At 49.6% G+C, this 24,086-nt stretch carries 26 protein-coding genes; 10 read left to right on the top strand and 16 right to left on the bottom strand.

Going from position 1 to position 24,086, the window contains the following annotated elements:
- Positions 1–20: 20 nt before the first annotated feature.
- The 15 genes from LX98_RS09405 to LX98_RS09335 form a co-directional block, all read right to left on the bottom strand.
- A complete protein-coding gene (locus tag LX98_RS09405; RefSeq protein WP_496428651.1) occupies positions 21–1,226 on the bottom strand; it encodes a type II secretion system F family protein in 1,206 nt (401 codons plus the stop codon).
- Positions 1,226–2,158: a LysM peptidoglycan-binding domain-containing protein gene (locus LX98_RS09400; protein ID WP_496428650.1), complete on the bottom strand. Its 933-nt coding sequence runs from the start codon at positions 2,156–2,158 to the stop codon at positions 1,226–1,228. Before LX98_RS09400 ends, LX98_RS09405 begins: the two co-directional genes overlap by 1 nt.
- A 7-nt stretch (positions 2,159–2,165) precedes the next feature.
- Positions 2,166–2,567 (bottom strand): prepilin-type N-terminal cleavage/methylation domain-containing protein, encoded by a 402-nt coding sequence (locus LX98_RS09395; protein ID WP_496428649.1) that lies wholly within the window; start codon positions 2,565–2,567, stop codon positions 2,166–2,168.
- On the bottom strand, positions 2,567–3,106 hold the full coding sequence (locus tag LX98_RS09390; RefSeq protein ID WP_496428648.1) for a prepilin-type N-terminal cleavage/methylation domain-containing protein: 540 nt from the start codon (positions 3,104–3,106) through the stop codon (positions 2,567–2,569). The genes LX98_RS09395 and LX98_RS09390 overlap by 1 nt, the downstream gene beginning before the upstream one ends.
- On the bottom strand, positions 3,084–5,468 hold the full coding sequence (locus tag LX98_RS09385; protein WP_496428647.1) for a secretin GspD/PilQ domain-containing protein: 2,385 nt from the start codon (positions 5,466–5,468) through the stop codon (positions 3,084–3,086). Before LX98_RS09385 ends, LX98_RS09390 begins: the two co-directional genes overlap by 23 nt.
- Positions 5,469–5,795: 327 nt before the next feature.
- Complete coding sequence (locus tag LX98_RS09380; protein WP_496428646.1) at positions 5,796–6,401, bottom strand: hypothetical protein; 606 nt, start codon at positions 6,399–6,401, stop codon at positions 5,796–5,798.
- A 109-nt stretch (positions 6,402–6,510) separates the two neighbouring features.
- Positions 6,511–6,900 carry a VanZ family protein gene (locus tag LX98_RS09375; protein ID WP_496428645.1) on the bottom strand — a complete coding sequence of 130 codons (390 nt, stop codon included), beginning with the start codon at positions 6,898–6,900 and terminating at the stop codon, positions 6,511–6,513.
- A gap of 59 nt (positions 6,901–6,959) precedes the next feature.
- Positions 6,960–7,670: a hypothetical protein gene (locus tag LX98_RS09370; protein ID WP_496428644.1), complete on the bottom strand. Its 711-nt coding sequence runs from the start codon at positions 7,668–7,670 to the stop codon at positions 6,960–6,962.
- A 107-nt stretch (positions 7,671–7,777) separates the two neighbouring features.
- On the bottom strand, positions 7,778–8,446 hold the full coding sequence (tenA, locus tag LX98_RS09365) for a thiaminase II (RefSeq protein WP_496428643.1): 669 nt from the start codon (positions 8,444–8,446) through the stop codon (positions 7,778–7,780).
- Positions 8,447–8,486: 40 nt separating this feature from the next.
- Complete coding sequence (gene tpx, locus LX98_RS09360; protein WP_496428642.1) at positions 8,487–9,140, bottom strand: thiol peroxidase; 654 nt, start codon at positions 9,138–9,140, stop codon at positions 8,487–8,489.
- A 110-nt stretch (positions 9,141–9,250) separates the two neighbouring features.
- A complete protein-coding gene (locus tag LX98_RS09355; RefSeq protein WP_496428641.1) occupies positions 9,251–10,204 on the bottom strand; it encodes an alpha/beta fold hydrolase in 954 nt (317 codons plus the stop codon).
- A 2-nt stretch (positions 10,205–10,206) separates the two neighbouring features.
- On the bottom strand, positions 10,207–12,147 hold the full coding sequence (gene oadA / locus LX98_RS09350) for a sodium-extruding oxaloacetate decarboxylase subunit alpha (RefSeq protein ID WP_496428640.1): 1,941 nt from the start codon (positions 12,145–12,147) through the stop codon (positions 10,207–10,209).
- Between the two features lie 51 nt (positions 12,148–12,198).
- A complete protein-coding gene (locus LX98_RS09345) occupies positions 12,199–13,617 on the bottom strand; it encodes an acetyl-CoA carboxylase biotin carboxylase subunit (protein WP_312641227.1) in 1,419 nt (472 codons plus the stop codon).
- Positions 13,618–13,740: 123 nt separating this feature from the next.
- Positions 13,741–14,637, bottom strand: a complete 897-nt coding sequence (locus LX98_RS09340; RefSeq protein WP_496428639.1) for a substrate-binding domain-containing protein — start codon at positions 14,635–14,637, stop codon at positions 13,741–13,743.
- Between the two features lie 185 nt (positions 14,638–14,822).
- A complete protein-coding gene (locus tag LX98_RS09335) occupies positions 14,823–15,116 on the bottom strand; it encodes an FmdB family zinc ribbon protein (protein ID WP_312747467.1) in 294 nt (97 codons plus the stop codon).
- 201 nt (positions 15,117–15,317) lie between these two features.
- Between LX98_RS09335 and LX98_RS09330 the strand changes: the two genes are divergently transcribed.
- The 10 genes from LX98_RS09330 to LX98_RS09285 all read left to right on the top strand — a co-directional run bounded on the left by LX98_RS09330 (position 15,318) and on the right by LX98_RS09285 (position 22,031).
- Positions 15,318–15,497: a hypothetical protein gene (locus tag LX98_RS09330; protein WP_312641234.1), complete on the top strand. Its 180-nt coding sequence runs from the start codon at positions 15,318–15,320 to the stop codon at positions 15,495–15,497.
- 118 nt (positions 15,498–15,615) lie between these two features.
- Positions 15,616–15,819 carry a hypothetical protein gene (locus LX98_RS09325; RefSeq protein ID WP_496428638.1) on the top strand — a complete coding sequence of 68 codons (204 nt, stop codon included), beginning with the start codon at positions 15,616–15,618 and terminating at the stop codon, positions 15,817–15,819.
- 72 nt (positions 15,820–15,891) lie between these two features.
- Positions 15,892–16,326, top strand: a complete 435-nt coding sequence (locus LX98_RS09320) for a hypothetical protein (RefSeq protein ID WP_496428637.1) — start codon at positions 15,892–15,894, stop codon at positions 16,324–16,326.
- A gap of 164 nt (positions 16,327–16,490) precedes the next feature.
- Positions 16,491–17,528 carry a uroporphyrinogen decarboxylase gene (gene hemE, locus LX98_RS09315; RefSeq protein WP_496428636.1) on the top strand — a complete coding sequence of 346 codons (1,038 nt, stop codon included), beginning with the start codon at positions 16,491–16,493 and terminating at the stop codon, positions 17,526–17,528.
- Between the two features lie 110 nt (positions 17,529–17,638).
- Entirely contained in the window at positions 17,639–19,138 is a 1,500-nt protein-coding gene (gene hemG / locus LX98_RS09310; protein ID WP_496428635.1) for a protoporphyrinogen oxidase, read from the top strand.
- Between the two features lie 13 nt (positions 19,139–19,151).
- Positions 19,152–19,442, top strand: a complete 291-nt coding sequence (locus LX98_RS09305; RefSeq protein ID WP_496428634.1) for an acylphosphatase — start codon at positions 19,152–19,154, stop codon at positions 19,440–19,442.
- 83 nt (positions 19,443–19,525) lie between these two features.
- Positions 19,526–20,041: an adenine phosphoribosyltransferase gene (locus tag LX98_RS09300; protein WP_496428633.1), complete on the top strand. Its 516-nt coding sequence runs from the start codon at positions 19,526–19,528 to the stop codon at positions 20,039–20,041.
- A 109-nt stretch (positions 20,042–20,150) separates the two neighbouring features.
- On the top strand, positions 20,151–20,666 hold the full coding sequence (locus tag LX98_RS09295) for a TraR/DksA family transcriptional regulator (RefSeq protein ID WP_312641248.1): 516 nt from the start codon (positions 20,151–20,153) through the stop codon (positions 20,664–20,666).
- 198 nt (positions 20,667–20,864) lie between these two features.
- Positions 20,865–21,545: a 7-cyano-7-deazaguanine synthase QueC gene (gene queC / locus LX98_RS09290; RefSeq protein WP_496428632.1), complete on the top strand. Its 681-nt coding sequence runs from the start codon at positions 20,865–20,867 to the stop codon at positions 21,543–21,545.
- Between the two features lie 57 nt (positions 21,546–21,602).
- A complete protein-coding gene (locus LX98_RS09285; protein WP_496428631.1) occupies positions 21,603–22,031 on the top strand; it encodes a c-type cytochrome in 429 nt (142 codons plus the stop codon).
- Positions 22,032–22,252: 221 nt separating this feature from the next.
- On the opposite strand, the gene LX98_RS09280 is transcribed toward LX98_RS09285, so the two are convergent.
- Entirely contained in the window at positions 22,253–24,016 is a 1,764-nt protein-coding gene (locus LX98_RS09280) for a M3 family metallopeptidase (RefSeq protein ID WP_496428630.1), read from the bottom strand.
- Positions 24,017–24,086: the final 70 nt, after the last annotated feature.

The raw sequence follows: 24,086 nt of genomic DNA, 5'->3' as shown, positions 1-24,086 counted from the left end.
TCGTCGAGGTCACTGGGTCGTTACACCGCTCCTGCCATTTGGAAAATAGGAAGATAGAGGGCAATGACCACCCCTCCTAAAATTACGCCAATCAGAATGATGAACATAGGCTCGATCCATGTCATCAGTCGAGATAATTGAAAATCCAATTCTCCTTCATGAAATTCGGCGACCTCAAAAAGCATGGCTTCCAGTGAACCGGTCGTTTCACCGACCTCAACCATTTCCAGAGTGAGGCGAGGGAGAAAGTTTTCTTTTTTTAATGCCGCGGAGAGGCTGGTACCTTCCCGGACATGGACAATGACTGATTGAAGCGCTTTGGCAAAAACTTTATTGGGCATGGATTTCGCTGTGACTTGCAGGGCTGATAACAACGGGATTCCGCCTCCAAGAATGGTTGACAGCGTTCTGGCTAAACGTATCACTTGATTTTTTAAAAACAAGGGCCCAAGTATCGGAGCATGGAGAAATAACCAATGTATTTGCCATTGACCTTGAGGGGTGTTTTTCCACCAATAGATCACCATCCCCGCAAGCCCTAAGAAAATCAGCAGTCCGATGATCCATTGAGTGGCGGACTGGGTTAGATCAATCAAAAGCTGGGTGGCCCAGGGCAATTCCACGCGACTTTCTTGATAGACTTCCGCAAATGACGGAAGCACAAAAAATAACAGACCCATGGTCACCAGGAGACCGAATCCCAATAAAAATATAGGGTAAATGGTCGCTTTCACGACTTTTTCCCGAACCCCAATAAGCATTTTTAAATACGCAATATATCGGCTGAGGACTTCCGGGAGGTTGCCAGCCTGCTCCCCGGCTCGTAAGGAAGCCTGATAGAGTTCTGGAAAGTAGGTTGGGTGATGGGTCATGGCTTCGGAAATGGCCGATCCTCCTCGAATATGCTCTCGGACGGATTGCAGCGCTTGTTGAAACCCCCCCTGGGTGTTTCGTTCTGCCAGAAGATCAAAGCACCGCAACATGGGCAATCCGGCTTTGAGCAGGGCTAAAAATTCCTGATTGAAAATCAGGAAATCTCTCAGCGCTAAAGGACGTTGCCGTTTTTTTCCTGAGACGATCTGCCTGGCGCCAGAGCCTGCCAGGTCAAGAACAAGCAGTCCTTGAGCTTCGAGTTGAGAGCGTAGGCTTTGAGATGTTTCGCCGTCTCCATCGGTTTCAATAATCGTTCCATCCGGACGAGCGGCTTTGTAATGAAACCGGGGCACTAGGGTGACTCAGGTAAATGAGGATTGCCAAGCGAGAGTATATGTTTCGGCTCAGGGGCACTTTCCACACGATTGTCCTGTATGGGAAGGCTTTCATGCTGTACCGGTTCAGCCAGGGCCTCTGGGATGGCAGGAGAATTCGCTGGCTCACTTGGATGACTCGATGTGTTTACCGCATTCGGCTGAGATGCCATCGGGGAGGTGACCTGAATTTTGAATCCGGTCATAATCACGTCAGAATCGAGGTCATTCCATTCATGTAATTGGGCAATGGAGACATCATATATTTGGGATAATTTCCAGAGGGAGTCGCCATTTTGAATGACGATCCGTCCTTGGGAATCCGGCATGCGTTTATTCATGGACGAGGATGGTGGTTTGGGAATTATGTGTTTCGTTTGCAGGGGTTGTCCCTTACCTGAGGATTGGTGGAGTTCCTGCTTAATCAGCGTGATATCAGTGGAAAGCTGTTTCATGCTCGTCATAATTTGCTGGAATGATTGGTTGAGGATTTGAATATCCGACACGAGCTGCGTGGTATCCGGCATGCTGGCAACCTGGCCCTCAAGTTCCATGTTGTGCTTTCGCAGTTGATCTCGGTCGGCCTGAGTGTCCAGAAGTTCTCCACGAATATGTTGCAGCTCAAGCCCCTGATCCTGTTCCCGATGCTGAATGGATTTCGTATGGCCTCTCAGCGATTGCAGTTCACCCGCTTGTTTGGCCATGAGAATTTTTAATGCCCCAATTTCCGCCCGTAAATTTTCATTTTCTATCCTGGCTTCCTGAAGGAGCACCTGTTGGTGAGAAGTCTGGGAGACATACTCTATCGATGAATCAACCGCGACCGGTTTGGTCGGTTTTTGAGCACAGCCGCCTAAAATCAGGATAAATGTGCCACTCAGAATCATTTGCGTCCATTGATTACATTTCATTTCCTACCTACCATTCTGTATAGGGAGTGCCATCCAGCGCTTGGCCGTCACTCCCACTTTTAACATCAAATATTCCAGCAGGAGAGTCCTCGCCCTCCTCCTGTTCTTCATAAATTTCGGTCCACGTGGTCGAGGAGTGGGTAAAAGGATCCACGGGGATGGCTCGAAGATACTTCTCTTCCACCAGGTCCTCTAAGGTCGCCGGATATTCCTTTCTGTCCGCATAAAATTGGTCAATGACCGCTCGCATTGTGAATAAATTTTGCTTCAGAGCCGCTTCCTTGGCTTTTATTGCCGTATGTTGAAATGTGGGGATCGCGATAGAAACCAGAATCCCCACGATTGCCACGACAATCATGAGCTCGAGTAAAGTGTAGCCCTTTTTGCCAATAACTACAAAGTGGGTCATTACCATTCACGATAGGGGGTCCCATCAATTGCCTTTTTTTCGCTGGTGGTATAGATGTCAAAGACATCTTCCCCGCACCACCGGGATTCGTCTGGTTCATCCTGGAAGCACCGGAGCCCCCATTCCGTGGTCTCTGTTATTGGATCAAAGGGAATTTTCCGGAGGTATCGTTTTATTTCCGATTGCTCGCCGAGTTGGGCTTTCTCGCCGGTTAATTTAACCTTTAGGAGAGTTTCCAAGGTCTTAGGGTAACCGGTCACTCCCGTGGACTCCTGGCAAGTCGTCACGTTTTCCACGCAGAGTTTTCCCGTACGCACAGTCCCATCTCTCGCCCAATCCTGTTGAAATGCATCAATAGCGGTTCGTACCGTTCGTAAGGTGTGGCGAAGCTCCAACTCTTGCGACCGTTTAATGCTGACTTTCGCAATGGGTAGGGCGACGGAGGCTAATATGAACATAATGACCAATGTGACCAAGAGTTCGATTAAGGTTACCCCCTCTTGAGCCGGCGAGAATTTATTCCACCTGCACTCTGCCATGTTCCACCATGACCGGAATAGATTGGCCATTGGCTCCCAAGAACGTTGATTGTTGAATGTGAATGCTTGAGGTCCCCGGCCCCGTGGCTTCGAAAGCCACCGTGGCAAGTGAGCCGCTTCCTTGGACGGCTGTTCCCTCCTGGCCCATCTGAAGGACCAGTTGTCCTAAATGTGGCACGGCGGAAACGGTCATACTTGGAACCATCTGCTGAGATGTCCATACTGTCCCTTCACTGGCCTGCGCAAAGGAAAGGACCGCTGGGTCATAGGTCAGCGTAAGAGAGGTTTTTCCAACCGATGACAGGTTTTCCCCTTGAATGGTGATGGATATTTGCTCCCCCACTTTAACTGACGCCGCGGTCGGCAGGACTTGTAGACGAGGTCTATCGGTCACAGACTGCGATGCATCCGCCGAGCCTGGTTCCACGGATGCTGACATGGGTGTCTTCCCCTCGGTTAATGGGGAATCTTTGGGGAACGCTGCCGAATCGGAAGAATCGGTCGTGTCTGTGAGCATGTCCTGGGTGTTCAGAAGAGACACAGCCGGGTTGGGTGGTGAAAACATCGGTTTCGTGCTGTACTGGTTGCTTGTGCCTGACCACATCGTGTGTTTCGCTAATTGTGGGGGTGTGACGCTGCGTACGATGTGCGGGGTAATGACCAAAATGACTTCGGTCACAACTTTATTGGTATTGGTGTTACTAAAGAGTTCCCCCAGGACTGGAATGTCATCGACTCCGGGTACGGAATCCCGCGTCTTTGTGTTGTCTTCTGAAAGGAGCCCGCCGAGAACGACGGTTTCACCATCCCGCATATTGAGCGCCGTGTCCGCGGTACGGGTTCCAAATTTGAATTGGGTAATTAGGGGAGAAGCTTGAAGAATGACCCGCTCGCCGAGCCGTGTGACTTCTATTTGCAATCGAAGGGAAATGGTTCTGTTTAAATGCACGGTCGGTTCAACGGTAAGTTTAATGCCCGTATCCTTAAACTCGATGGAGGTCACGGTTGAAGTCGTGGGAACGGCGCCCGTGGACGCCTGTCCCGGTAAGACATTGGTGGTTGAGAGAAGAATGGGCTGCTTATCTCCGACATTGATGGAGGCCTTTTCATTATTGAGCACTCTGAGTTTAGGCGAAGCTAACGTTTTGGCCTGAGACTCCTGTTTGAAAAAATTCAATAACACACTGCTGGGAAACCGAAAAAGAAAAGACTCCTGACCAATGTCTGTCAATTGTTTGAACGAAAATGTTGATGGGAGGGAAAATGCGGCGGAATTCGGAGACTCAGTGCCTGGTGGAAAAATACCAAATCCAGCCTCTTTGGCAAACTGCAAGCCCAGGTTTTGGGTGTTGGTACGGTTGACTTCCAAGACCTCCACTTCAAAAAGGACTTCCGAGTCGTTACGATCATTGGCCAGAATGATCTGTTCCGCCAGACCGACTTTGTCCGGTTCGTCCCGGATGACCACCGTGTTCAAGGGCTCATTCACATAGACGCGTTTCGTTTCTAAAATCGTACGAAGTAAGTTCGCCATGTCTTTGGCTTTGGCATTGGAGAGATAAAATGTGCGAATTTGCAGGTCATCATATTGCTCCCGTTTTTGCTTGGTATCCGGGATGACCAGGAGCCGGTCGGGGCCCACTCGCTTGGCAAACAGTTGATTGGTCGTTAAGATGAGATTTAAGGCTTCGTCAAACGGCGTGTCCTTCGTGAAAATTGTAACCAGGTCATCTCGCACGTCCTTATCGAATAAAATGTCGATATTGGCGGTTCTCGCTAAAATTTCAAAGACTTGTTTGAGACGGGTATTCTGGAATCGAAGGGTTACCGGCTCCGCTGAGCCGCCGATGGCTTGCGAGGCTTTCTGCAATTGGACCACTCTGGTGATGCCTTCAACAGCCTCTACCAGAGCGTGATCCAATTCGACGGCCGATTCATAGAGTTGTAAAGACTCGTCATATCGTCCGAGACTTTCCATACTTTTGGCGTCCAATAAGAGTTGTTGGGCTGTTTTGGAGCGCCAGACATCGTTGAGGGCTGTATGATACTCGGGCTTTTCAGTATCGAGCCCTACCGCTATTTGGAATTCCTGAAGAGCTTCTCCAATTTTCTGCTCTTTCAACATTTGCTTTCCACGGGAGAAATGTTGTTCTGCCGCCCGGATTTTTACCGTTTTCAGTTTTTCATTAAGTTCTGTATTAAAGGGGTCTTTTCGAACAGCTTCCCGGTAGGCCGCCACGGCACCGTCGAAATCGCCCTTTTGTTCAAGTTCATCCCCAAGTTGTGTTTCACGAAGAGTGCAGGACATCAAAGCCATCATAAAGACCATGGCCAACACGCAAAACGGATTCAATCTAAGCATTGGAACCTTCGCTATATTTAATGAGAATGACGGGGGGGTAAGACAGAAGAAATCAAAAATCCTCCTGAACATAGCATATCTGTCAAGTTCGAGCTAGAGATACCTGCTCGTTTCTTTAAGCTACTCTAGTTTCTGTATCGGATATCGCTTCGTCAATATTGAGCCTGAAAAATGTTGTCAGAAAAAAAAGGGTGTGTGTTTAGGTATTACCGAGCCGGGGAATGTTTACGCTCCTTGGGTGATTACCGCCCCTTGAAATACCTGAAGGAGGTTCGAATAGGAGCATTATCACAACATAATCTGCATGGAAAATCTAATGGTTTAATCTTACTGAAAAGTTGGGGTTTCCTCTGCCGGGGCTTCTGTCGATGGAGCTTGAACCGGGGATGTTGTCGAAGGAGTATCACCTAGGGAAGTTTCCCCAGAAGGAGGTGTGTTCGCTGGGGGAGCACAGTTGGTCGGCGCATTAGGATTGAGCGGGTTGACCTGGCAGTTGGTGTTTCCCTTGGCTTCGAAGCGGATGGCTTGGTACGTCTTGGCACCCTTGAAGATATCCTGGTTGTAGGGGGTCTCGGTGCTGGTACTTTTGACTCCATGAATCTCCTGGCCAATTTTTATTAGCGCAAATTTGTTCCCGGTTATGGGGTCAGCGTAGACCTTCCGGAGATACCGTTTGGGAGCCTTCTTCGTTAATTCTTCAAGCGTTCGCGGCCATTGGTTGGGTCGTGTGGCTCTTTGAATTTCCCAGTCCGCCACAAATCGCTCAATGGCTTTCGCAATACTGGTCCCACGAAATTGTAGCTCAGCCTCTCGATCCCGTTGCATGATGACCGACCATGGTTGAGTGACTTCCAACGTGGCAACGGACATGACGACAACCAGTATCATGACGAAAAGATAGGTGACCCCATTCTGGTTCGCGAGAGAGGCCATCCGGCTTTCCGAGAATTCCTTGAAAAATTTCCTCATCGAATGATGCTGTCTGGGTGTGGGGGTGCAGACATCAGTTTCATGACCACAGTGCCATGGGGTTGAGTGGGTGTTACTTGCGGGTAGTCAGGCGTCTTCGTCCTTTCTCTGTGATGAGCACCCAACCAAAAATTAAAAATGCGGCACCAAAAGTATCGGCAACTAGATCCAAAATGTCAGCCTGACGCTGAGGGACAAACCATTGATGGATCTCATCGGAAATCCCGAATGCAATGACGCAGATGATGGCGAGGCCCATATTTCCCGCGTTCGGGGTGGTATATTTAAATGCGCGATAGAGCAAAATCCCGAGTACGCCATATTCGCAGGCATGTAAAAATTTATCATTAATATTGAATATAAAGGAAGGGAGGTGGAGTTGTTGGGCAGGATTGGATTGAGAGGAGAGATACACAATAGCGAGCGCATAGAGGACCACTGGTCCCCAATACTTCAATATCACGAATGGTTTTGATATGGTTTGGGTCGGAGAAATCTGACACGTCCTTTTTTAATGGTGGCTTAATTGTTGGATGATAATGGGTTTGGCCGGGTAATGAAATACCGTACGTCTTCGATTTGCACGACGGGCAAGATCATCCCGTCCCCTTTCTGATCATGAGAAAAACTATAGATGAGTGATTCATCGGCAACCAGAGTACCAAAAAAAAGGACGCCGATGGCAATTTGCTCACCCTTTTGTTGCTGACTCCGAATTTGCTTGGCCGATTCAAGAGAGGGGATGGCCACAAGATAGTCGGGCAATCCCATGGGCTTGAAGCGAACAATACCCCATGATGTGGATGTGAGTTCTGGGCCAAGGGCCACCAAAAACCCTTGGTATTCGGGCATATATCTACGGAGAAAGCCTGACCATAAGAAGGCAATGGGATGTTGAATGATGTCCTTGTGACTAAGGCGGGCCTCGTCTCGTGCGCGGTTCAGTTGGAACAGGCGTTCGCTTTGCTCCGTGTGATCCAGGCTCTGTAAGGTGTGCCAATCCGGCGGCTGGCCTTCAAGTTCCTGAAGAAATTGTTCCTGTTCTTTTGGAAGTAGGAGGGGCCGGATATTCTTAGGGATCAGGTGGTGAAAGGACTGGCTTTCCAGTTGGATAAGGGGTTGGATTCCTTTAGCCATGGGAGGTTGTCCGCTGACCTGATCCGGAAACTGGAGCCCTACCAATAAATTGAATAAGGCGAGAGAATAAAGTAAGGCATTTGGGCTCCTTTTCATGTGTTTGCGTTCTCGAAGCCAGGCGTTGGGTGAAAGAAAGCTCGGAGTGTTGGAATGGATGAATTCAGCCCACGTCATGGTATAAAAAGATAAACACACCCCATCAGCTAGACGGGCCATTTTTCTTCCCGCCAGGCCATATCCCAAAACATCCATTCGTATTGCGAACTGATGAGAAAGGCTTCCTCCATCCTGCCTTTTTCTGCCCTGCCTGCGGTTTTCGCGCAGCGATCGACGACTTCGCGCAGCCATCGGGTGACTTCCGCAAATTCGGGTGACCCATAGAGTTGCAACCATTCATAATACGGATGTGAGGGTTTAGGTGTTGCCTTTTCCAGGAGGTGGTGTCCGACTTCACAATAGACCCATGCGCAGGGGAGAGCCACCACCGTAATTTCCCCGAGTGTCCCGGTTTGAGCCACGCTTCTCATATGCCGACAATAGGCATAATTCGTTGGAGAAAGGGGGGTGGATCGCATGTCCTTGGAGGAAAGAGCCCATTGTTTTCCATACGATTCATGAAGCCCTCGTTCGACGGTAATCGTGTCTTCAACGAGTTTGGCAAAGCGAAGGGCCGTATCTCCATCCGTCGCTTTGGCCGATCCTAGAGCAAAGACTCTGGCCAATTCTTCTAAATACCTTGCATCTTGTAGGATGTAATATTGAAACTTTTTTGCCGGTAACGTGCCTTTGCCCAATGCCACGACGAAGGGATGTTTTAACTGGGCTGCCCAAATAGGCGCTGCACGATTTCGTAATTGTTCTGAAAACGTCATGAGCCTCCGGGGTGAGTTTTTCTGAGTGTGCGCGGTGCCACTAGTTTTGTAGAACGGAGCGAGCCACTTGAAACGCTCTATCCATATCCGGCATATGGCCGAGATCAGGAGTGACCTGGAGATAGCGAATCACATTATTTGCATCGACAACCATGACGCCTCGTGCCAGAACATGGGGCCCTTCCAACAGTAATCCATGGGACAAGCCAAATTCTCCGCCTCGAAAATCTGACAGAAATTTAACATTGGTAATGCCCGCTTCTTTCGCAAATCGTTCTTGCGCGAAAGGGGTATCGACACTAATGGTTATCAGTTGCACCTGCTGATCAAGACCCTGGTTTTTCTCACTCAGATAATGCGTTTGTTGTTCGCACACTTTCGTGTCCAGGGAAGGCACAATATTGATGATGCGGACTTTCCCTTGCGTTTCATGAATGTTTACGAGTGATAAATCGCCTTTTGCCAATGGGACCGCACGAAGGGTTTCTCCGGCTTTCACTTCATTACCACTCAGCGGCAAAGGGGTGCCTCGAAATAGAATGGTCGAACCCTCTCCTGTTCTGGCGCTTTCTTTGTCAACTGGAATGTTTTTGTAGGAGAAATCGTGTTCTGACTGCCCATTAAGGGTCGAACAACCTGGCAATGAAACAGCCATTAAGATGAGAAGTAACGAAGTAATCGAAATTTTTGGCATAATGATGCTCCTTCTATACAGATCGGTGGCCCGAGTTTGAGGTGCCGAGGTGTGTACAAAATATCATTTTCGGTCAACCATAGGGTGATAGCCTGTTGGATAATGTTTCTTCAGGATTTTCGTTCTAAAAATGAGAGGATGTATTGATTCACGATAGTGGGTGCTTCCCATTGTGCAAGGTGCCCGGCCTCAGGAATGACATGCCATTGAACATGCGGTAACTGGTCTTTTACCCGTTCACCGACTTTGAGTGGAAACACCCGATCATGCTCCCCCCACAAGAGCAGGACCTGATGAGAGATCGTTTGAAGCCTATTTCCATATTGTCCCTCCCATGTCTTGATATTGTCCATTAAAGAATAGAGAGGGGCAAGAAAGTCGCCCCGTTGGCGATTGTGAAATGAACGGTCAATGATAGTAGGGGAAATGAGTGCTGAATTATAAATGATTTCTTTGAGAATATGTTCCGTGGTTCTTTTCCCTGCCATCCAATTTCCCAATTTTGCGAGCCAGAGGGGAGGGCGGTGATAGAGAAAGCTTTTGTAGTGCGAAGAAGCGATACTGTTTTCAACCTGGGCAGGAAATCCCGAAATGAGCACAAGTCGTTCCACACGTTCCGGATAGTCAAGGGCCATGGCCATCGCCAACCCGGCTCCCATGGAATTCCCGATTAAGGTGGCTCGTTGAATATTGAGGGTATCCATGAATTCCCGAAAAAACTCCAAGAGGTATTTTGGGGTGTATGCGGCTTCCGGTTTATCAGAGAGCCCAGAGCCGAGTAAGTCCAGGATGATGACCCGATGAGTATGGGCCAAAACAGAATATTGATGTTCCCATTGCCACATCGACCCGCCAAATCCATGAATAAAGATAAGCGGTGGACCTTGCCCGACGTCAAGGTAGGCAATGCGATGGGTGTTGACTCTGGTGATCTGATAGGGCACACGTTGGATCAGTTCGATTCCGGAGGGAAGTGTCCTGAGAGAGGAACAACCCAAGACCGTCAAGCATCCAAGCGAAGCCATGAAAAGGAGGAAGGATCGAAAGTCAGAACGGCCCCGCATTATTATTCCAGATGAATCAGGGTTTCATCCGGATTCACTTCATCGCCTTCTCTCACGTAGATGGTGATGACAGACCCGGCAATAGGCGATTGGACGCGATTCTCCATTTTCATGGCTTCCACCACCAACAGGGAATCACCGACGTTGACACTTGAACCCTCGGTCACCAGGACCTTGACCACCCGGCCAGGCATGGGTGTGGTCACGTCCCCGGGTTGTGATGGCTTGGGGCGTTTTTCCGTCTTTGATGTGTGGGATGGTGGTGGGTCAGGTGACCCGGCTAAGACTTCTTGAATCGGTTCGAGATACACTTCTTCAAGTTTGTCATTCACCTTAATATAATAGGGTTTCACGCCGTCAACCGTCTGTCCTGATCCCGACACGCGAATATGATACGCTTCGCCGTGAACCGTCACGTTAAATTCTACCGGGGCTAAATGAAGATCGTGAGCCACAGCCGGTCCACTCTCCGAAGAGTCATGAAGGGGTTCGGGTTTTAACTCCCCTCGCTCCCGTTCATCAAAAAATTGCAACGCCACTGAGGGGAGGAGTGCATAGGAGACAATGTCTTCTTCAGCCATCTCTCGCCCCACGAGTTCCTGTTTGGCATCGTCCAGTTCAGGGTCGAGGTTGTCAGCGGGACGACCGGACACGGGGACATCACCTTCCAATGCTTTTTGTCGTATCTTGGAGTTGAGGGTGCCAGGTGGTTTCCCATACAAACCTTGAAAATAATTTTTGGTTTCATTGGTAATCACTTTATAGCGTTCGCCGGTTAAAATATTCAGCGTCGCTTGCGTTCCGACAATTTGGCTGGTGGGGGTGACGAGAGGAGGATACCCCATGTCTTTCCGCACGCGCGGGATTTCTTCCAGCACTTCTTTGATTTTCCCCAGCGCATTTTGCTCGGCCAATTGGGCTGCCAAATTCGAGAGCATTCCACCAGGCACTTGGGAGAGAAGAATGTCCGTGTCGACACCGGTAAAATCGCTTTCAAATTGGCGATAGCGTTTTCGGGCCTTGCGTAATTTATCCGCAGCCGGAGCAATTTGTTCAAGATTCAATTTCGTGTCATACGGTGTGTTCCGCAGGGCGGCAATAAACGATTCGGTTGGAGGGTGGGAGGTCCCGCCGGAAAGGGGAGATAAGGCGGTATCTAGAATATCCAACCCGCCCATAATTGCCATCAGGGAAGACATGGAAGCCATACCGGAGGTGTAATGTGTATGCAGGTGAATCGGGACTCGAACCGTGGCCTTTAATCGTGAAATCAGTTCATAGGCTTCAAAGGGAGGAAGGAGTCCGGCCATATCTTTGATGCAAATGGTGTCGGCCCCAAGATCTTCGAGTTGTTTGGCTTGTTCCACAAAATGATTCAGGCTGTGGACCGGACTGACGGTATAACAGATGGTGGCTTCGATATGCTTGCCACAAGCTTTCACCACTTCCATGGCCGGCCTGATATTTCTGATGTCATTCAGCGCATCAAAGATCCTGAAGACATCAATGCCGTTTTGAGCAGACAATTCAATGAATTTTTCAAGGACGTCGTCAGCATAGTGTCGATATCCTACAAGGTTTTGCCCCCGCAAGAGCATTTGAAGACGGGTTTTCGGCATGGCCTCCCGGAAAGCTCGTAGGCGCTCCCAGGGGTCTTCCTTCAGAAACCGGAGGCATGAATCGAAGGTGGCTCCACCCCACACTTCTAGTGACCAAAATCCGACTTCGTCTAGTTCGGATGCCACGGATAAGAGATCCTCTGTGCGCATGCGGGTCGCCAAAAGAGATTGGTGTCCATCTCGGAGAGCCACATCGGTTAAAAAGACCTGGCGCTTCGGAGATGCTTCGATATCCAGAGCGGGAGCGGCATCCAATTTTGTCCGGGTAGGGACGGGACGACTGGGTTTCCTGCTTTTATCAGAGTGTGCGGTTTTTCGTGACATAAGGCGACCTTTCACATGTGCAACGGGATCACAACGTTATCATGACGGTTGTTATAATCCTTCAAATGCGGCGATGGCTGCCGACAGGGCAATAACCAGATCCTCCGGTTCTTCTGCTTCCTCATATTCAAAGAGTTCCGGATGGCGTTCAAGATAGGAGGTGTCAAATCGCCCGGCTCGAAAATCCGGTTCTTCCATGAGCTTCGTCATAAATGGAATAGTGGTTTTGACACCCCGCAGGACAAATTCTTCGAGTGAGCGATGAGTTCGGCGAACCGTTTCGTCCCAGGTTCGCCCATGTACCGTCAACTTGGCTAACAGGGCATCATAATACGGAGGGACGGTATAATCTTTGTACACCGCTCCGTCAATGCGGACACCAACGCCGCCAGGGGATAAATAGGCCGTGATTTTTCCCGAGGAAGGTCGGAATCCGTTTTGGGGATCTTCCGCATTCACCCGACATTGAATGGCATAGCCCTGGAGATTGACCTCATGCTGCCCGAAGACCAGAGGGCGTCCTGCGGCAATCCATAGTTGGGATTGCACAATATCAACGGTGGTAATCTGTTCCGTGACGGTGTGTTCCACTTGAATGCGGGGGTTCATTTCCATGAAATAGTATCGTCCATCGGGATCCAACAAAAACTCCACGGTCCCGGCATTATAAAACTGGGCGGCGCGAGCCATGGCGATGGCCGCTTCTCCCATTTCTGCCCGTAGTCGAGGGGTTAACACAAGTGACGGGGCGATTTCTATCAATTTTTGATGGCGCCGCTGAATAGAACAGTCCCGTTCTCCCAGATGAATCACATAGCCGTTTTTGTCTGCCAGTAATTGAAATTCAATATGGTGGGGTCGTTCCACATATTTTTCAAGAAATAATTCCCCGTTTCCAAAGGCCGCCAGAGCTTCACGGGCTCCCGCCTCCATGGCATCTTGTAATTCATCATCCGAACGCACGACGCGGAGGCCTCGCCCTCCACCCCCGGCGCTGGCTTTGACCATAACCGGGTATCCCGCCTTATGGGAGAACGTGAGTGCCTCCTCTAGGGTCCCCACACTGCCATCTGTCCCCGGAACAACGGGGACGCCAATTTTAATGGCCAGTGCTCGAGCCTGGACCTTATCGCCCAGTAGTTCAAGTGAATGAGGAGATGGGCCAATAAAGAGAATGCCGGCTTCTTCGCAGAGCCGGGCAAAGTCGGCATTTTCTGCTAAAAACCCATATCCTGGGTGTATGGCATCCGCTCGAATACGCTTGGCCAATCCTACAATTTGTCGAGCATCAAGGTAGCCTTGTACAGGGCCTGGACCCACTAAATACGCTTCATTGGCTTTTTTGACGTAAATGGCGGTGGCGTCACTTTCTGAATAAATCGCCGCCGTGGCGATGCCGAATTCTCGACATGCCCGGATGACCCGCATCGCAATTTCTCCTCGATTGGCAACTAAAACTTTTTTTAACATTCGTTTCTAGTGTTGTGTCGTAAGAATTTGAGATAAATGCCCGTGGCAGGTGATGCTCCGGTCTTTTTCACAAGGCTGAGATGGTATCAGAAGATGGACAACCGAATCAGGGTTTCCCGCCAATTATTGGCTGGTAAGAAGTGGATAAAATTTGCCTTTTCGCATCAAGCTTTGGCCTTCCCGTGAGAGGGCAAATTGTTCAAAGGCCTGGGCCTGAGGTGAAGGTTGGGCATTGGTGATGAGCATCACGGGTCGTTGGAGTGGGTAGCGATTATCCAGGACCGTTTGTACTTCCGGCTCCACGCGATTAATAAACAGAAGATTGATCGCGACTCCATCTTCTTTCGCCCGGAGAGCCGGAGTCATGGATACAAACGTGATGGCTTCAAGATTTCCACTTACCGATTTAATGGCTTCATCCTCGGTTCCAGCTCGATAGGCGGAACGCGGAATCCCATCTGGAATGCCTAACGTCTTTTCGAAACCTTGTCGAATATTTTCATTCGTGGTTCGATTGATCAGCACGATTTTGGTTTGAGGGGCTTCTTCATAGACCTGAGACCAATACCGGATTTTTCCGGAAAAGACATCCGCCACCTGCTGGGTGGTCATTTCTTTCACCGGGTTTGAAAAATTAGTTAAGACAGCGACCCCGTCTCTGGCAATTGCCGTAGATCTGAGAGAAGGAACCTCTTCCCCCGTAATGCCAATGTCGGCTTCGTTGAGTTCGATAGTTCGGATTGGCTTGGCGTTGGGATGCCAAAAAATATCAACGGAAACAGAGGGATGACGGGACTCAAATTCCGTAGCCAGAATTTCCAGGAGATATCGCTCTGGTCCATTTCCAACGATGAGAATGGTCCCTGAAATCGGAGATGGAACCGTAAGGGGAGGCTCTGAGTTAGGAGATTCTTTTGAATGAACAGGGACCACTGGAAGAATGAGTCCCCAAAGAAAACCTATCCCGACCACAAAAGAAACCTTGCCCACAATATTGTTAAAGAGCCTGGTGGCTGCCATATTTCTTAGGTTCCTTAGCAAGAACTACCGTTGCGCAAGTGGTCGAAACTACAGAAAAAGTTATCACCAAGAATAAAAAACGGGCACATCTTTCCGGTTTATGGAAATAAATGTCAAGGGGAGAGGAATGTGGAAGTCAGAAAATCTTGGGCGACGACCATTCAAAGGGCCGCCCAGGCTTCATCCTATTCTCCTCCGGAGGGTTGGGAATTGGCCTCGGTCGGGGCCGCGCGCTGGCCCATAATGGGGGGGAGTTTGGAAAACTTATCCATTCGTTCATTCAGCATATTATAGGCTTTGCCTTCAGCGAATCCTGGTTTATGCGTTCCCACAATTTTCGACGCAAACGAGGACATAATTCGTCGGCTTTGGGTTGTGTTGCATTTTGGGCAAAGCGTTTCTTCCGGTTTTACGCTCAGGGCTTGCATGGCCTCGTAATGATGATCGCACCCTTCGCAGACATATTCATATAATGGCATACATAACTCCTTTGAAATTATACGAGGATGAACATGAATGATATCTCCGTCAGAGTTCGAGTATATCGAAGATGGTATTGACGTGGCCAATAGTTAATTGAGGTGTGTCTGAATTTATTCAGAAAAGATTGACGGCAAGTTTATGATTTCACTATAATTTTTCGTTGGTCTTATTACAGACAATTTTTGGAGGAATGAGTCATGTCGGTGTTAATCCGGAAATTTAAATTGCCCACTGGAATGGTCAAGGAGGAGCGCATTGACGATCCAGATCGCATTGAGCGGTATATGCAGTTTTTTGATAAGGAACAGCAGGCCAAGCTTGATGCCGGCCAAAAGGTTTTTTTGGACAAAGATGAGTGGCAGTTTGTTGACAACTGAATTCCGGCAGGGCAGGCTCCCTCTCCGTTATATTCCTGGCAGGTTGTTCCAACGTCCATCTTTGATTGTGCCTATGGGGCAGGTTCGGCTCATCATCCAGTGAAGGAGCAGCATGACTATGGGGTATTGGATCCATTTGAAACGATCACTTGATGAAGCGACGATCCATCGGGATCGTTGCCCGGAGGTGCCGTCTGGCCCGCATCGGTCTGACTTTTGGGAGGGTGGGTGGACCGAATATCCGGATAAGGATACGGCTCTGGAATATTTGGAAAATACTGATGCCTCCCTCCAACTCAAATGTCCCCTATGTAAACCGTAACTCGTGTTTGCGGATAATCGGTTCATCAATCCATGAACAGGATTCTTCGTTCTTATTGAATAATGTATTTGTATGGCTGAGAAATTTGCGAATGCCCGGTGGGTCAAGGAGGGATTTTTAGACAATCGGATTGTCGGATCCGTTATTGGGCAAATCACCTTTGCCGGGCTTGAGACCGTGGATGTGTATTTAGTTGGTGATTTTGTTGGAGAGATTGCCGGAAAGGCGATTGGTTTTCGTAACCCTCGCTTTTTAGATGATCCTCAGGCAGGAGAATCGTTATATGATTTTTCCGTCCCTCAATTAGGAAAAGTCAGTCTCATGTCGTTTGATCCGCATCCTCTTCTTGAACCCCATCCCTACTTTGAATGGTTTTCTGCTCATCAACAACATTATCGCATTGAGCTGCAACCAGATGAGGCGTGGCTTCTGTCTGAAGTTGAACAAGATGCCGTGGAAGCCCAGGCTCAGCGGATCCGGCAAGAGCTCACACCTCTCCTGCCATGACCAGATGCGAGTTTGTGTTGTGGTCTTGTGTACCCCAAGGCCAGGGATGAAATTTTCATGGTAATTGGTGGTCTCAGAAAATTGATCTGTGCATATTGACCAGTCACGCCACCCGTGGTCGTTATTGATTGACTCACTCTTTTGCCATTCGTAGAATGCCCGCCATGAATGATCGATTTTTAAAAGCCTGCTTGCGTCAGCCCGTAGACCGAACCCCTGTCTGGTTTATGCGGCAAGCGGGCCGATACATGGAAGAGTACCAGGCTATCCGGCGCAAGCATTCTATTTTGGAGGTATGCAAAACGCCTGCGTTAGCTGCCGAGGTCACGCTGCAACCTATTAATCGCTTTGATCTGGATGCGGCGATCATTTTTGCGGATATTCTATTGCCCCTCCAAGCCATGGGATTACACCTGGAATTTGTTGAGGGGAAGGGTCCGGTCATTGATAACCCGATACGAGGTGAGATGGGCATAGTGGATCTGCGTCCGGTCGATGGCGAGGCGTTTGCCTATGCCGGAGAAGCCATTCGCCAGGCACTTCAGGCTCTCGATAATCGAGTTCCATTACTGGGATTTGCCGGAGCGCCGTTTACATTAGCCAGTTACGCCATTGAAGGCGGAAGCTCGCGTGACTATGCCCGAACTAAGCACTTAATGTTCTCGCAGCCGACCGTGTGGCATCAATTGATGTCCAAACTGTCGGCGGTTGTCGTGGAGTATTTACGAGTACAAAGTCGAGCAGGCGCACAAGCCATTCAACTCTTTGACAGTTGGGTCGGTTGTTTAAGTCCTGGCGATTATGAAGAATACGTCCTTCCTCATGTGCAAAATATTTTTTCTGCCTTACGGGTTGAGGGGATTCCCCTCATCTATTTTGGAACGGGGACGACCGGACTTTTTCCGCTGATGCGAAAGGCGGGAAGCGATGTGATGGGTGTCGACTGGCGGGTTCGTTTGGATGAAGCATGGGGCACTATCGGGTTTGATGTGAGTATTCAAGGCAATCTGGATCCCCTGGTTCTGTTCGCCCCAGAAAAAGAAATCGAGCGTCGGGTGAAGGATATTATGCAGCAAGCCGGCGGCAGACCCGGTCACATTTTTAATTTGGGTCACGGAATTCTTCCCAATACCCCTTTACACAGCGTTGAATTTGCCATTGAATGTGTTCGCCGGTATTCAACGGCTTCCTCACGTGAATGATGTAGCGGGACTTTTCCCCTGTCCGATTTCTTCCCTTCCTCCATGAAAACCTGTTTACTTCAAAATCTTAGCCACATACATGCATTTCCTTTCTGATTACTTGGGACTTCATGAGGAAAATTCCATATCAAGTCGTCATTGTCGGAGGGGGGATATCCGGGCTGGCCACGGCCTATGCTCTCACGGAGGAGGGTGCGAAAACACAGACACCCGTTCAATGCACAGTCGTTGAACGAGAGCCTCGGTGGGGTGGAAAAATTCTGACACATGTGACAGACAACTATCTGATTGAAGGTGGACCTGACTCGTTCCTGACTTCCAAGCCCTGGGCTCTGGAAATGTGTTGCACGTTAGGACTTCAGGATCAGTTGATTTCTACCAACCCCCAACACAATCGGACATTTTCATTTTGCCGGGGAGCTTTGCGAGAACTGCCACAAGGCTTATTGGCCTTTCGGCCCCGACGGATTGATACGCTTGTTTCCAGCGGGCTCTTATCCTGGGGGGGGATGCTTCGCATGGCTGCCGAACGGTTTTGGCCAAAGCAGAATCCCTGGACGGCAGACGAATCTTTGGGAAAGTTTTTTCGTCGACGATTTGGCACCGAAGCCTTTGAAAATGTAATCGAACCGTTGGTGGCAGGTATCTATGCCGGGGATGCAGATGAACTGAGTATTGAGTCGACCTTTCCTCGATTTCGCGAATTAGAGCGCGAACATGGCAGTGTCATTAAGGGCATGCGAAAGGCTCTGGCCAGCGCGCCCCCGGCCCCGCCTTCCTCCGGCGCAGCCATGACCATGTTTATGTCGCTTCGTGGTGGATTAAGTGAACTCATTCAGGCTGTGGTGGAGGCGTTGCGCAAACGTGGAGTAGGGTTGATGGCAGGGGTCAGGTGTCTGGAAATTCAATCTCCGACTCTGGAGTCAGGGGAATTTCACGTCATGTTGGAGAATGGAAATCGGCTTCCGGCTGATGCGGTCGTGTTGGCCACTCCGGCATATCAGACCGCTCGTTTACTTCGTGCAATTCGCCCCGAAACAGCGAACCTGTTAGATGGGATTCCCTATGCTTCGACCGCGACGATTTCTATGGCCTATTCCGCTGAGTCTATTGCTTCACAGATACGAGGATTCGGATTTGTGGTGCCTCGGAAAGAACAACGCTCATTGCTAGCCGCAACCTGGACTTCGTTGAAATGGCCCGATCGCAGCCGGGCTGGAGAAACGCTGATCCGTTGTTACCTCGGAGGGCGAGGGCGAGAGACGGTTGTGGAGCAGGATGATAGCTCCCTTGTGAAATGTGTTCGTGGAGAATTGCTCTCTATGGTCGGAATCACGGCTGCCCCGACCTATACAGAAGTCCATCGATGGCGCCAGGGAATGCCTCAATATGTGCTCGGACATCGGGACCGGTTGGCTAGGGTTCAGGAACAGTTAGCCCATTCTCCAGGTCTGTATGTAACGGGAGCAGGCTTGTATGGCATCGGTATCCCTGATTGTATCCGGGAAGGCACGAAGGTTGGAAAGCAACTGCTACTGGATTATGCCGCGAACCATGGCATAAAAAATTCTGGGAGCACAGAATCCGGTGGAAGGGGCCAGGTCAAATAACGTGGAAGAGCAAATGGAAGCGATTGTTCGGGCTCATGCCCGTGTCAGTGGAAAAGTTCAAGGAGTCGGGTTTCGAGCGTTTGTGCAAATGCAGGCCAACAAAATGGCATTACATGGGTGGGTGCGAAACCGTGCTGAAGGAGGAGTCGAATTGGAAGTAGAAGGGCCTCAAGCATCTGTTCATACCTTTCTTGAAGCCATTCACGATGGACCTCCTCTCTCTCAAGTTCTTCAGGTAACGGTTGACTGGAAAGACCCAAACAGGCAAACTGAAGGGTTTAATGTCCTTCGTACTTCTCTGTAAGGGATGGAGGCATGGGGATTGGGTTATTCCAATCTCAAAAATGGAACCATTCATGGTCGTTATTAAGGTCGAGTCGTTATTTTATGAACTATAAAGCACATATTCGGGAAGTCCCGGATTTTCCTAAGCCGGGTATTCTTTTTTACGATATTACGCCCTTATTAAATAATCCTGTTTGTTTTCGTTCCATCATCGATGAGTGCATTCGTCACTATCAGGATGCCGGTATTACCAGAGTGGTTGGCATTGAATCGCGAGGATTTATTTTGGGGAGCCCATTAGCCTATCACTTGAAAGCCGGTTTTGTTCCTGTTCGGAAGCCCGGCAAATTGCCGGCCGATGTGTTTGAAGTCAATTATAATTTAGAATATGGCTCGACGACTTTGGCGATTCATCGTGATGCGATTCAAAAGGGAGAGCGAGTGCTTGTGGTTGATGATCTCCTTGCCACTGGAGGGACGGCCGGGGCGACCGTCCACCTGATTCAGCAATTGGGTGGCGATATTGCCGGCGTGGTATTTTTAGTCGAATTGCTGAAGCTCGATGGACGAAACAAATTGAACGGGTGTGACATTCACTCCCTGATTACCTATGAGTAAGAACATGGACTATCGTATTGCCGCATGATGCAACGGGGAAGGTGTCCGCAATACATCCTCCTGTCGTGTGAGAGAATGGTTAACTTTGGAAGGAAGAAAGGAATGTAGTATGGCCGAAAGACCAGTCAAGAAAGAAACCAAAACAACGGCCTCCGCCGGAACAAAAAAAGGTCCGGCAAAAGGCCCCTCAAAAGCCACTTCCCCAACTCCCGCCTCGCGGAAGCCCGCGAAAGCGCCAACAGAAGATCGTCATGTCGCATTAAAGGAAATTCTCCTGGCGAAACGAGAAGCGCTGATTCAAGAAATCAAACAACAGCTTGGACAATCAGTGACAGAAGAACAACAACGCCGGCTGGAAGCCGCCATGGATAGCGGGGACCAGGCGCTGGTGGATTTGGATCGCGAAATGGGGATTTCGCTTCAGGAAATGCGAAACCGTGAACGACAATTGATTGATGACGCCTTGGATAGTTTGGATGAAGGTACCTATGGCGTGTGCGCGGAATGTGGCGGAGAAATTAATGAAAAGCGTTTGCAAGCGCTTCCGTTTGCCCGTTTATGCGTCGAGTGTAAATCTAAACGTGAACTGATGGAAAAGATTGAACGATCGGAACAGCGGCAATAATTATCAGGTTTGCCGCTTCTGTTCTTTCATGTCTAGCTGGAATTGGCTTACACCCATCCAAATTGGCATTGGTGTTTTTCGCCTTCAACTATCCTCCCACCAACACTTGAGCCTGTGACTAATCATTCCTGTACAAAAAAATCCAGATCCATTTGATAGGCGGGAGAAAAAGAGTGCAAGGGCGGCTCTGATAAGCTCATGTCAAAGATTGTTGTTCTGGCAAGTGGCGGGTTGGATTCGACGGTGACGGCCGCCATTGCCAAATCAGAAGGATATGAGCTGTATTTCTTAACTGTTGATTATGGGCAACGCCATCGAACGGAAATCGAATGTGCGCAAAAAATTTCTGAATATTTTGAGGTCAAAGAACACAAAATTATTCAATTGGACTTGCGAGCCTTTGGTGGATCCGCGCTAACCGATCAGATTCCCGTCCCCACCAATCGAACCGGACGGGAACGTGCACAGCAAATTCCCGTCACCTATGTTCCGGCCAGAAATACAATTTTCTTGAGCCTGGCGCTGGCCTATGCGGAGGTGTTGGATGCCACCAGCATATTTTTTGGGGCCAATATTCGTGACTATTCCGGCTATCCGGATTGCCGTCCGGAATTTATTCAGGCCTTCAAGGAGGTGGCTCGTCTTGGCACCCGAATGGGATTGGAAGGCCAACCGGTCGACATTCTCGCCCCGCTACTCTTTTTGAGCAAGCGTGAGATCATCGAAAAAGGGCATGCCTTAGGGGTGCCTTTTCAATGGACCAATAGTTGTTATAATCCAGGTCTACAAAACCAACCATGCGGACACTGTGATAGTTGCGTGATTCGTCGAGAAGGATTTAAGGAGGCACAACTTCCTGATCCGCTACTCGCCGGATAAATGTGGGACCGTGGCCCCCTCTGATTGCGAACGGGTCTGGTATAAAGGAACGTGGACATGAACAATTATTCTAGGCGAACAATACTCAGCGGTGTGGCAGGGGTTCTTTGTTGGATTGTCGTTGGATGTTCTGAGAATGGGACGAATGCCCGGGAATCCTCTCCGCCTGCTACCATCGCCCAAGTATCGGTAGAGAAAGACCTGCCAGAAGATTTCAAAGACGGCGAGACAAAATTCAATACCTTTTGTTCTCCTTGCCATGGAGTGCAGGCCGTGGGAACGGCTCAAGGTCCCCCCTTGGTGCATAAAATTTATGAGCCCAGTCACCATGCGGATTTCGCTTTTCAGCGAGCTGCGGCTCAAGGGGTCAAAGCCCACCATTGGAAGTTTGGGAACATGCCGAAGATCGAAGGGGTGACTGCGGATGACGTCACGCAGATTATTGGTTATGTCCGGTGGCTTCAGCGCCAAGCTGGAATTTCCTAGAGCGAGTGTTGAAAAATGCCGCCAGCGGCGTTCTCGCCGCTTGAACGTGCTCACGTACTTCTCCGTACGCTCCGCTCGCCCAAGCGGCTGCGGCCTTGCTGGACGAGCCATTTTGAACACTCCCTTATTTTTCCTCGTTGGGGTTTCCGTGATTCATCTAAGGCAAAATATGAGAAATATTCAACAGCCTCTCAGACATCGCAGGATGTCGTCCAAAACGTTCACGGCATACTTCGTTCCAGTTCATTGACCAGCCCACGGATCCGTGTAAATCCCGCCTGCCAGAATGTCGTAGAGGTAATATCTACCTGTAGGGGTTTGAGCAGGTCTTGAGGACTGGCCGACCCACCTCCTGACAGCAATTGTAGGTATCGTGGGACGAACGAAGGCCCTTCTGCTTGATAGCGTTGAAACAACGAGAGGACTAATAGGCTGCCAAAGCTGTAGGCGTAGCAATAAAACGGGCTGGCAAAGATATGAGGAATGGCTAACCATTCCCATTGAAACTCCTTGTCCACGGGTAGGCGAGGCCCGAATTGCTCCCGAAGAAGCGTCAGGTAGGTTTGAGCGAGAGCATCAATGGTCGCGCCTTGTTGAATCATGTGATGGGCTTGCCGTTCAAATTGAACAAAGTAGGCCTGTCGCATAATGGTGGCATACGCATCGTCGAGTTGATCGACAAGGAGTCCCGCCTTGACCTTCGGGTCCTTTTCCTGTTGGAGAAGTAAATCGGAGAGCAGGTGCTCGCCAAACACAGAGGCCGTTTCCGCCAGAGGGAGCGACGAATGAAACGTGAAGATGGAATGCTCCCTTGCCATCATCGCGTGGACGGCATGACCCAGTTCATGCGCCAAGGTCGAGACATCACGGGGTTCTCCGGTGAAATTCACCAGGACATAAGGAGTTTGCGTGGGGAGCACGCTATAGCAAAAAGCCCCGCCCATTTTGCCGGGCCGAATCGCGGCATCAAGGTGATTCTCTTCAAGAACCCGCTTCGCCCGTTGGGCCAATTCCGGGGAAAAGGCTTGATACGCTTCCATCACTAACTCTTTCGCCCTGGCAAAAGAATATTTGGATTTCTTCGCCGCGAAGGGAGCATATAAATCGTAACGTTGAAACTGTTTTATCTTCAGTAGCCGTGCCTTTAACCGAAAATATTCCTGGAAAATGACGGCATTCTTCCGGCAGGTTTTAAGCAGAGCATCAACGGCTTTTTCGGGGACATCATTTGTGACATTACGCACGGCCATAGGCGAAGCGTAATGCCGCAAGGTGAGGCCTTCATTTCCCCAATCCTGAACCAGGCTCTTATACATTTCTCCAAGGACATCCCGGTGTTCACCATAGACCTTGAATAGCGCGTGGTAGGCTCCTCGACGAACCGAAGCCAATGGATGGCGGACATATCCCATGAGTTGTTCGCGGGTCAGACGGGTCGTCCGGCCTTTCATTTTCATGGGAAATGTCAAACTATTTGTGGTGACGCCATACAATGTTTCGAGAGCCTGGCGACCCGTCGTACTCTTAATGGTCAAAATCCGTTCTTCAGATTCACTCAAGGTATGCGGTGTGAAACGAGTCAAGGTCTCCAGATGATACCGAAACCGCTCGGCTTTTGCGGTCAGCCGGGCCGCGTTGGTGGGATCGAGGCTTTGCCACCAGAGGTCAAGAAAGACCAGACGATTGGAACAGTCTGTCAGTCTGTTTCGTACCTGGGTGTCAAATGCCCGGGCTTCTTGATTTTTTGTATTTTCTGAAAACCATAAAAACGAAAAAGCCCGCAACGTCGTCATGTGCTCGGTGACGGTTTCGTATTGCTCCCAGATTTCATTGAAACGGGCGGCAGAAATATCGGGCGATAACTGCGGTCGTGCTGCCTCGAGTTCGGAAATCAGGGAGTCAAGCTTTTTGGTGATCCGCTTGAAGTCTTTGGTTGGATGGCGCAAGAGGCCGTGAAGGTCCCAGGATGGAAGAGTCTTCGACATGTGTGCTCCTTAATGGGGATATAGTGAACAGTATATTCTATTGTCTTAATCCAGTATGACTAAAAAATAA

This window comes from Nitrospira marina (assembly GCF_059568365.1).
Note: the sequence above shows the minus strand (reverse complement) of the source record. Positions and strands in the feature narration are given on the sequence as shown.

Bases quoted from the DNA above. Each gene is read 5' to 3' on its own strand.
- LX98_RS09400 (WP_496428650.1), bottom strand. From the start codon at position 2,158: ATGAAATGTAATCAATGGACGCAAATGATTCTGAGTGGCACATTTATC.
- LX98_RS09395 (WP_496428649.1), bottom strand. From the start codon at position 2,567: ATGACCCACTTTGTAGTTATTGGCAAAAAGGGCTACACTTTACTCGAG.
- LX98_RS09390 (WP_496428648.1), bottom strand. From the start codon at position 3,106: ATGGCAGAGTGCAGGTGGAATAAATTCTCGCCGGCTCAAGAGGGGGTA.
- LX98_RS09385 (WP_496428647.1), bottom strand. From the start codon at position 5,468: ATGCTTAGATTGAATCCGTTTTGCGTGTTGGCCATGGTCTTTATGATG.
- LX98_RS09380 (WP_496428646.1), bottom strand. From the start codon at position 6,401: ATGGCCTCTCTCGCGAACCAGAATGGGGTCACCTATCTTTTCGTCATG.
- LX98_RS09370 (WP_496428644.1), bottom strand. From the start codon at position 7,670: ATGAAAAGGAGCCCAAATGCCTTACTTTATTCTCTCGCCTTATTCAAT.
- tenA (WP_496428643.1), bottom strand. From the start codon at position 8,446: ATGACGTTTTCAGAACAATTACGAAATCGTGCAGCGCCTATTTGGGCA.
- tpx (WP_496428642.1), bottom strand. From the start codon at position 9,140: ATGCCAAAAATTTCGATTACTTCGTTACTTCTCATCTTAATGGCTGTT.
- LX98_RS09355 (WP_496428641.1), bottom strand. From the start codon at position 10,204: ATGCGGGGCCGTTCTGACTTTCGATCCTTCCTCCTTTTCATGGCTTCG.
- oadA (WP_496428640.1), bottom strand. From the start codon at position 12,147: ATGTCACGAAAAACCGCACACTCTGATAAAAGCAGGAAACCCAGTCGT.
- LX98_RS09345 (WP_312641227.1), bottom strand. From the start codon at position 13,617: ATGTTAAAAAAAGTTTTAGTTGCCAATCGAGGAGAAATTGCGATGCGG.
- LX98_RS09340 (WP_496428639.1), bottom strand. From the start codon at position 14,637: ATGGCAGCCACCAGGCTCTTTAACAATATTGTGGGCAAGGTTTCTTTT.
- LX98_RS09335 (WP_312747467.1), bottom strand. From the start codon at position 15,116: ATGCCATTATATGAATATGTCTGCGAAGGGTGCGATCATCATTACGAG.
- LX98_RS09330 (WP_312641234.1), top strand. From the start codon at position 15,318: ATGTCGGTGTTAATCCGGAAATTTAAATTGCCCACTGGAATGGTCAAG.
- LX98_RS09325 (WP_496428638.1), top strand. From the start codon at position 15,616: ATGGGGTATTGGATCCATTTGAAACGATCACTTGATGAAGCGACGATC.
- LX98_RS09320 (WP_496428637.1), top strand. From the start codon at position 15,892: ATGGCTGAGAAATTTGCGAATGCCCGGTGGGTCAAGGAGGGATTTTTA.
- hemE (WP_496428636.1), top strand. From the start codon at position 16,491: ATGAATGATCGATTTTTAAAAGCCTGCTTGCGTCAGCCCGTAGACCGA.
- hemG (WP_496428635.1), top strand. From the start codon at position 17,639: ATGAGGAAAATTCCATATCAAGTCGTCATTGTCGGAGGGGGGATATCC.
- LX98_RS09305 (WP_496428634.1), top strand. From the start codon at position 19,152: ATGGAAGCGATTGTTCGGGCTCATGCCCGTGTCAGTGGAAAAGTTCAA.
- LX98_RS09300 (WP_496428633.1), top strand. From the start codon at position 19,526: ATGAACTATAAAGCACATATTCGGGAAGTCCCGGATTTTCCTAAGCCG.
- LX98_RS09295 (WP_312641248.1), top strand. From the start codon at position 20,151: ATGGCCGAAAGACCAGTCAAGAAAGAAACCAAAACAACGGCCTCCGCC.
- queC (WP_496428632.1), top strand. From the start codon at position 20,865: ATGTCAAAGATTGTTGTTCTGGCAAGTGGCGGGTTGGATTCGACGGTG.
- LX98_RS09285 (WP_496428631.1), top strand. From the start codon at position 21,603: ATGAACAATTATTCTAGGCGAACAATACTCAGCGGTGTGGCAGGGGTT.
- LX98_RS09280 (WP_496428630.1), bottom strand. From the start codon at position 24,016: ATGTCGAAGACTCTTCCATCCTGGGACCTTCACGGCCTCTTGCGCCAT.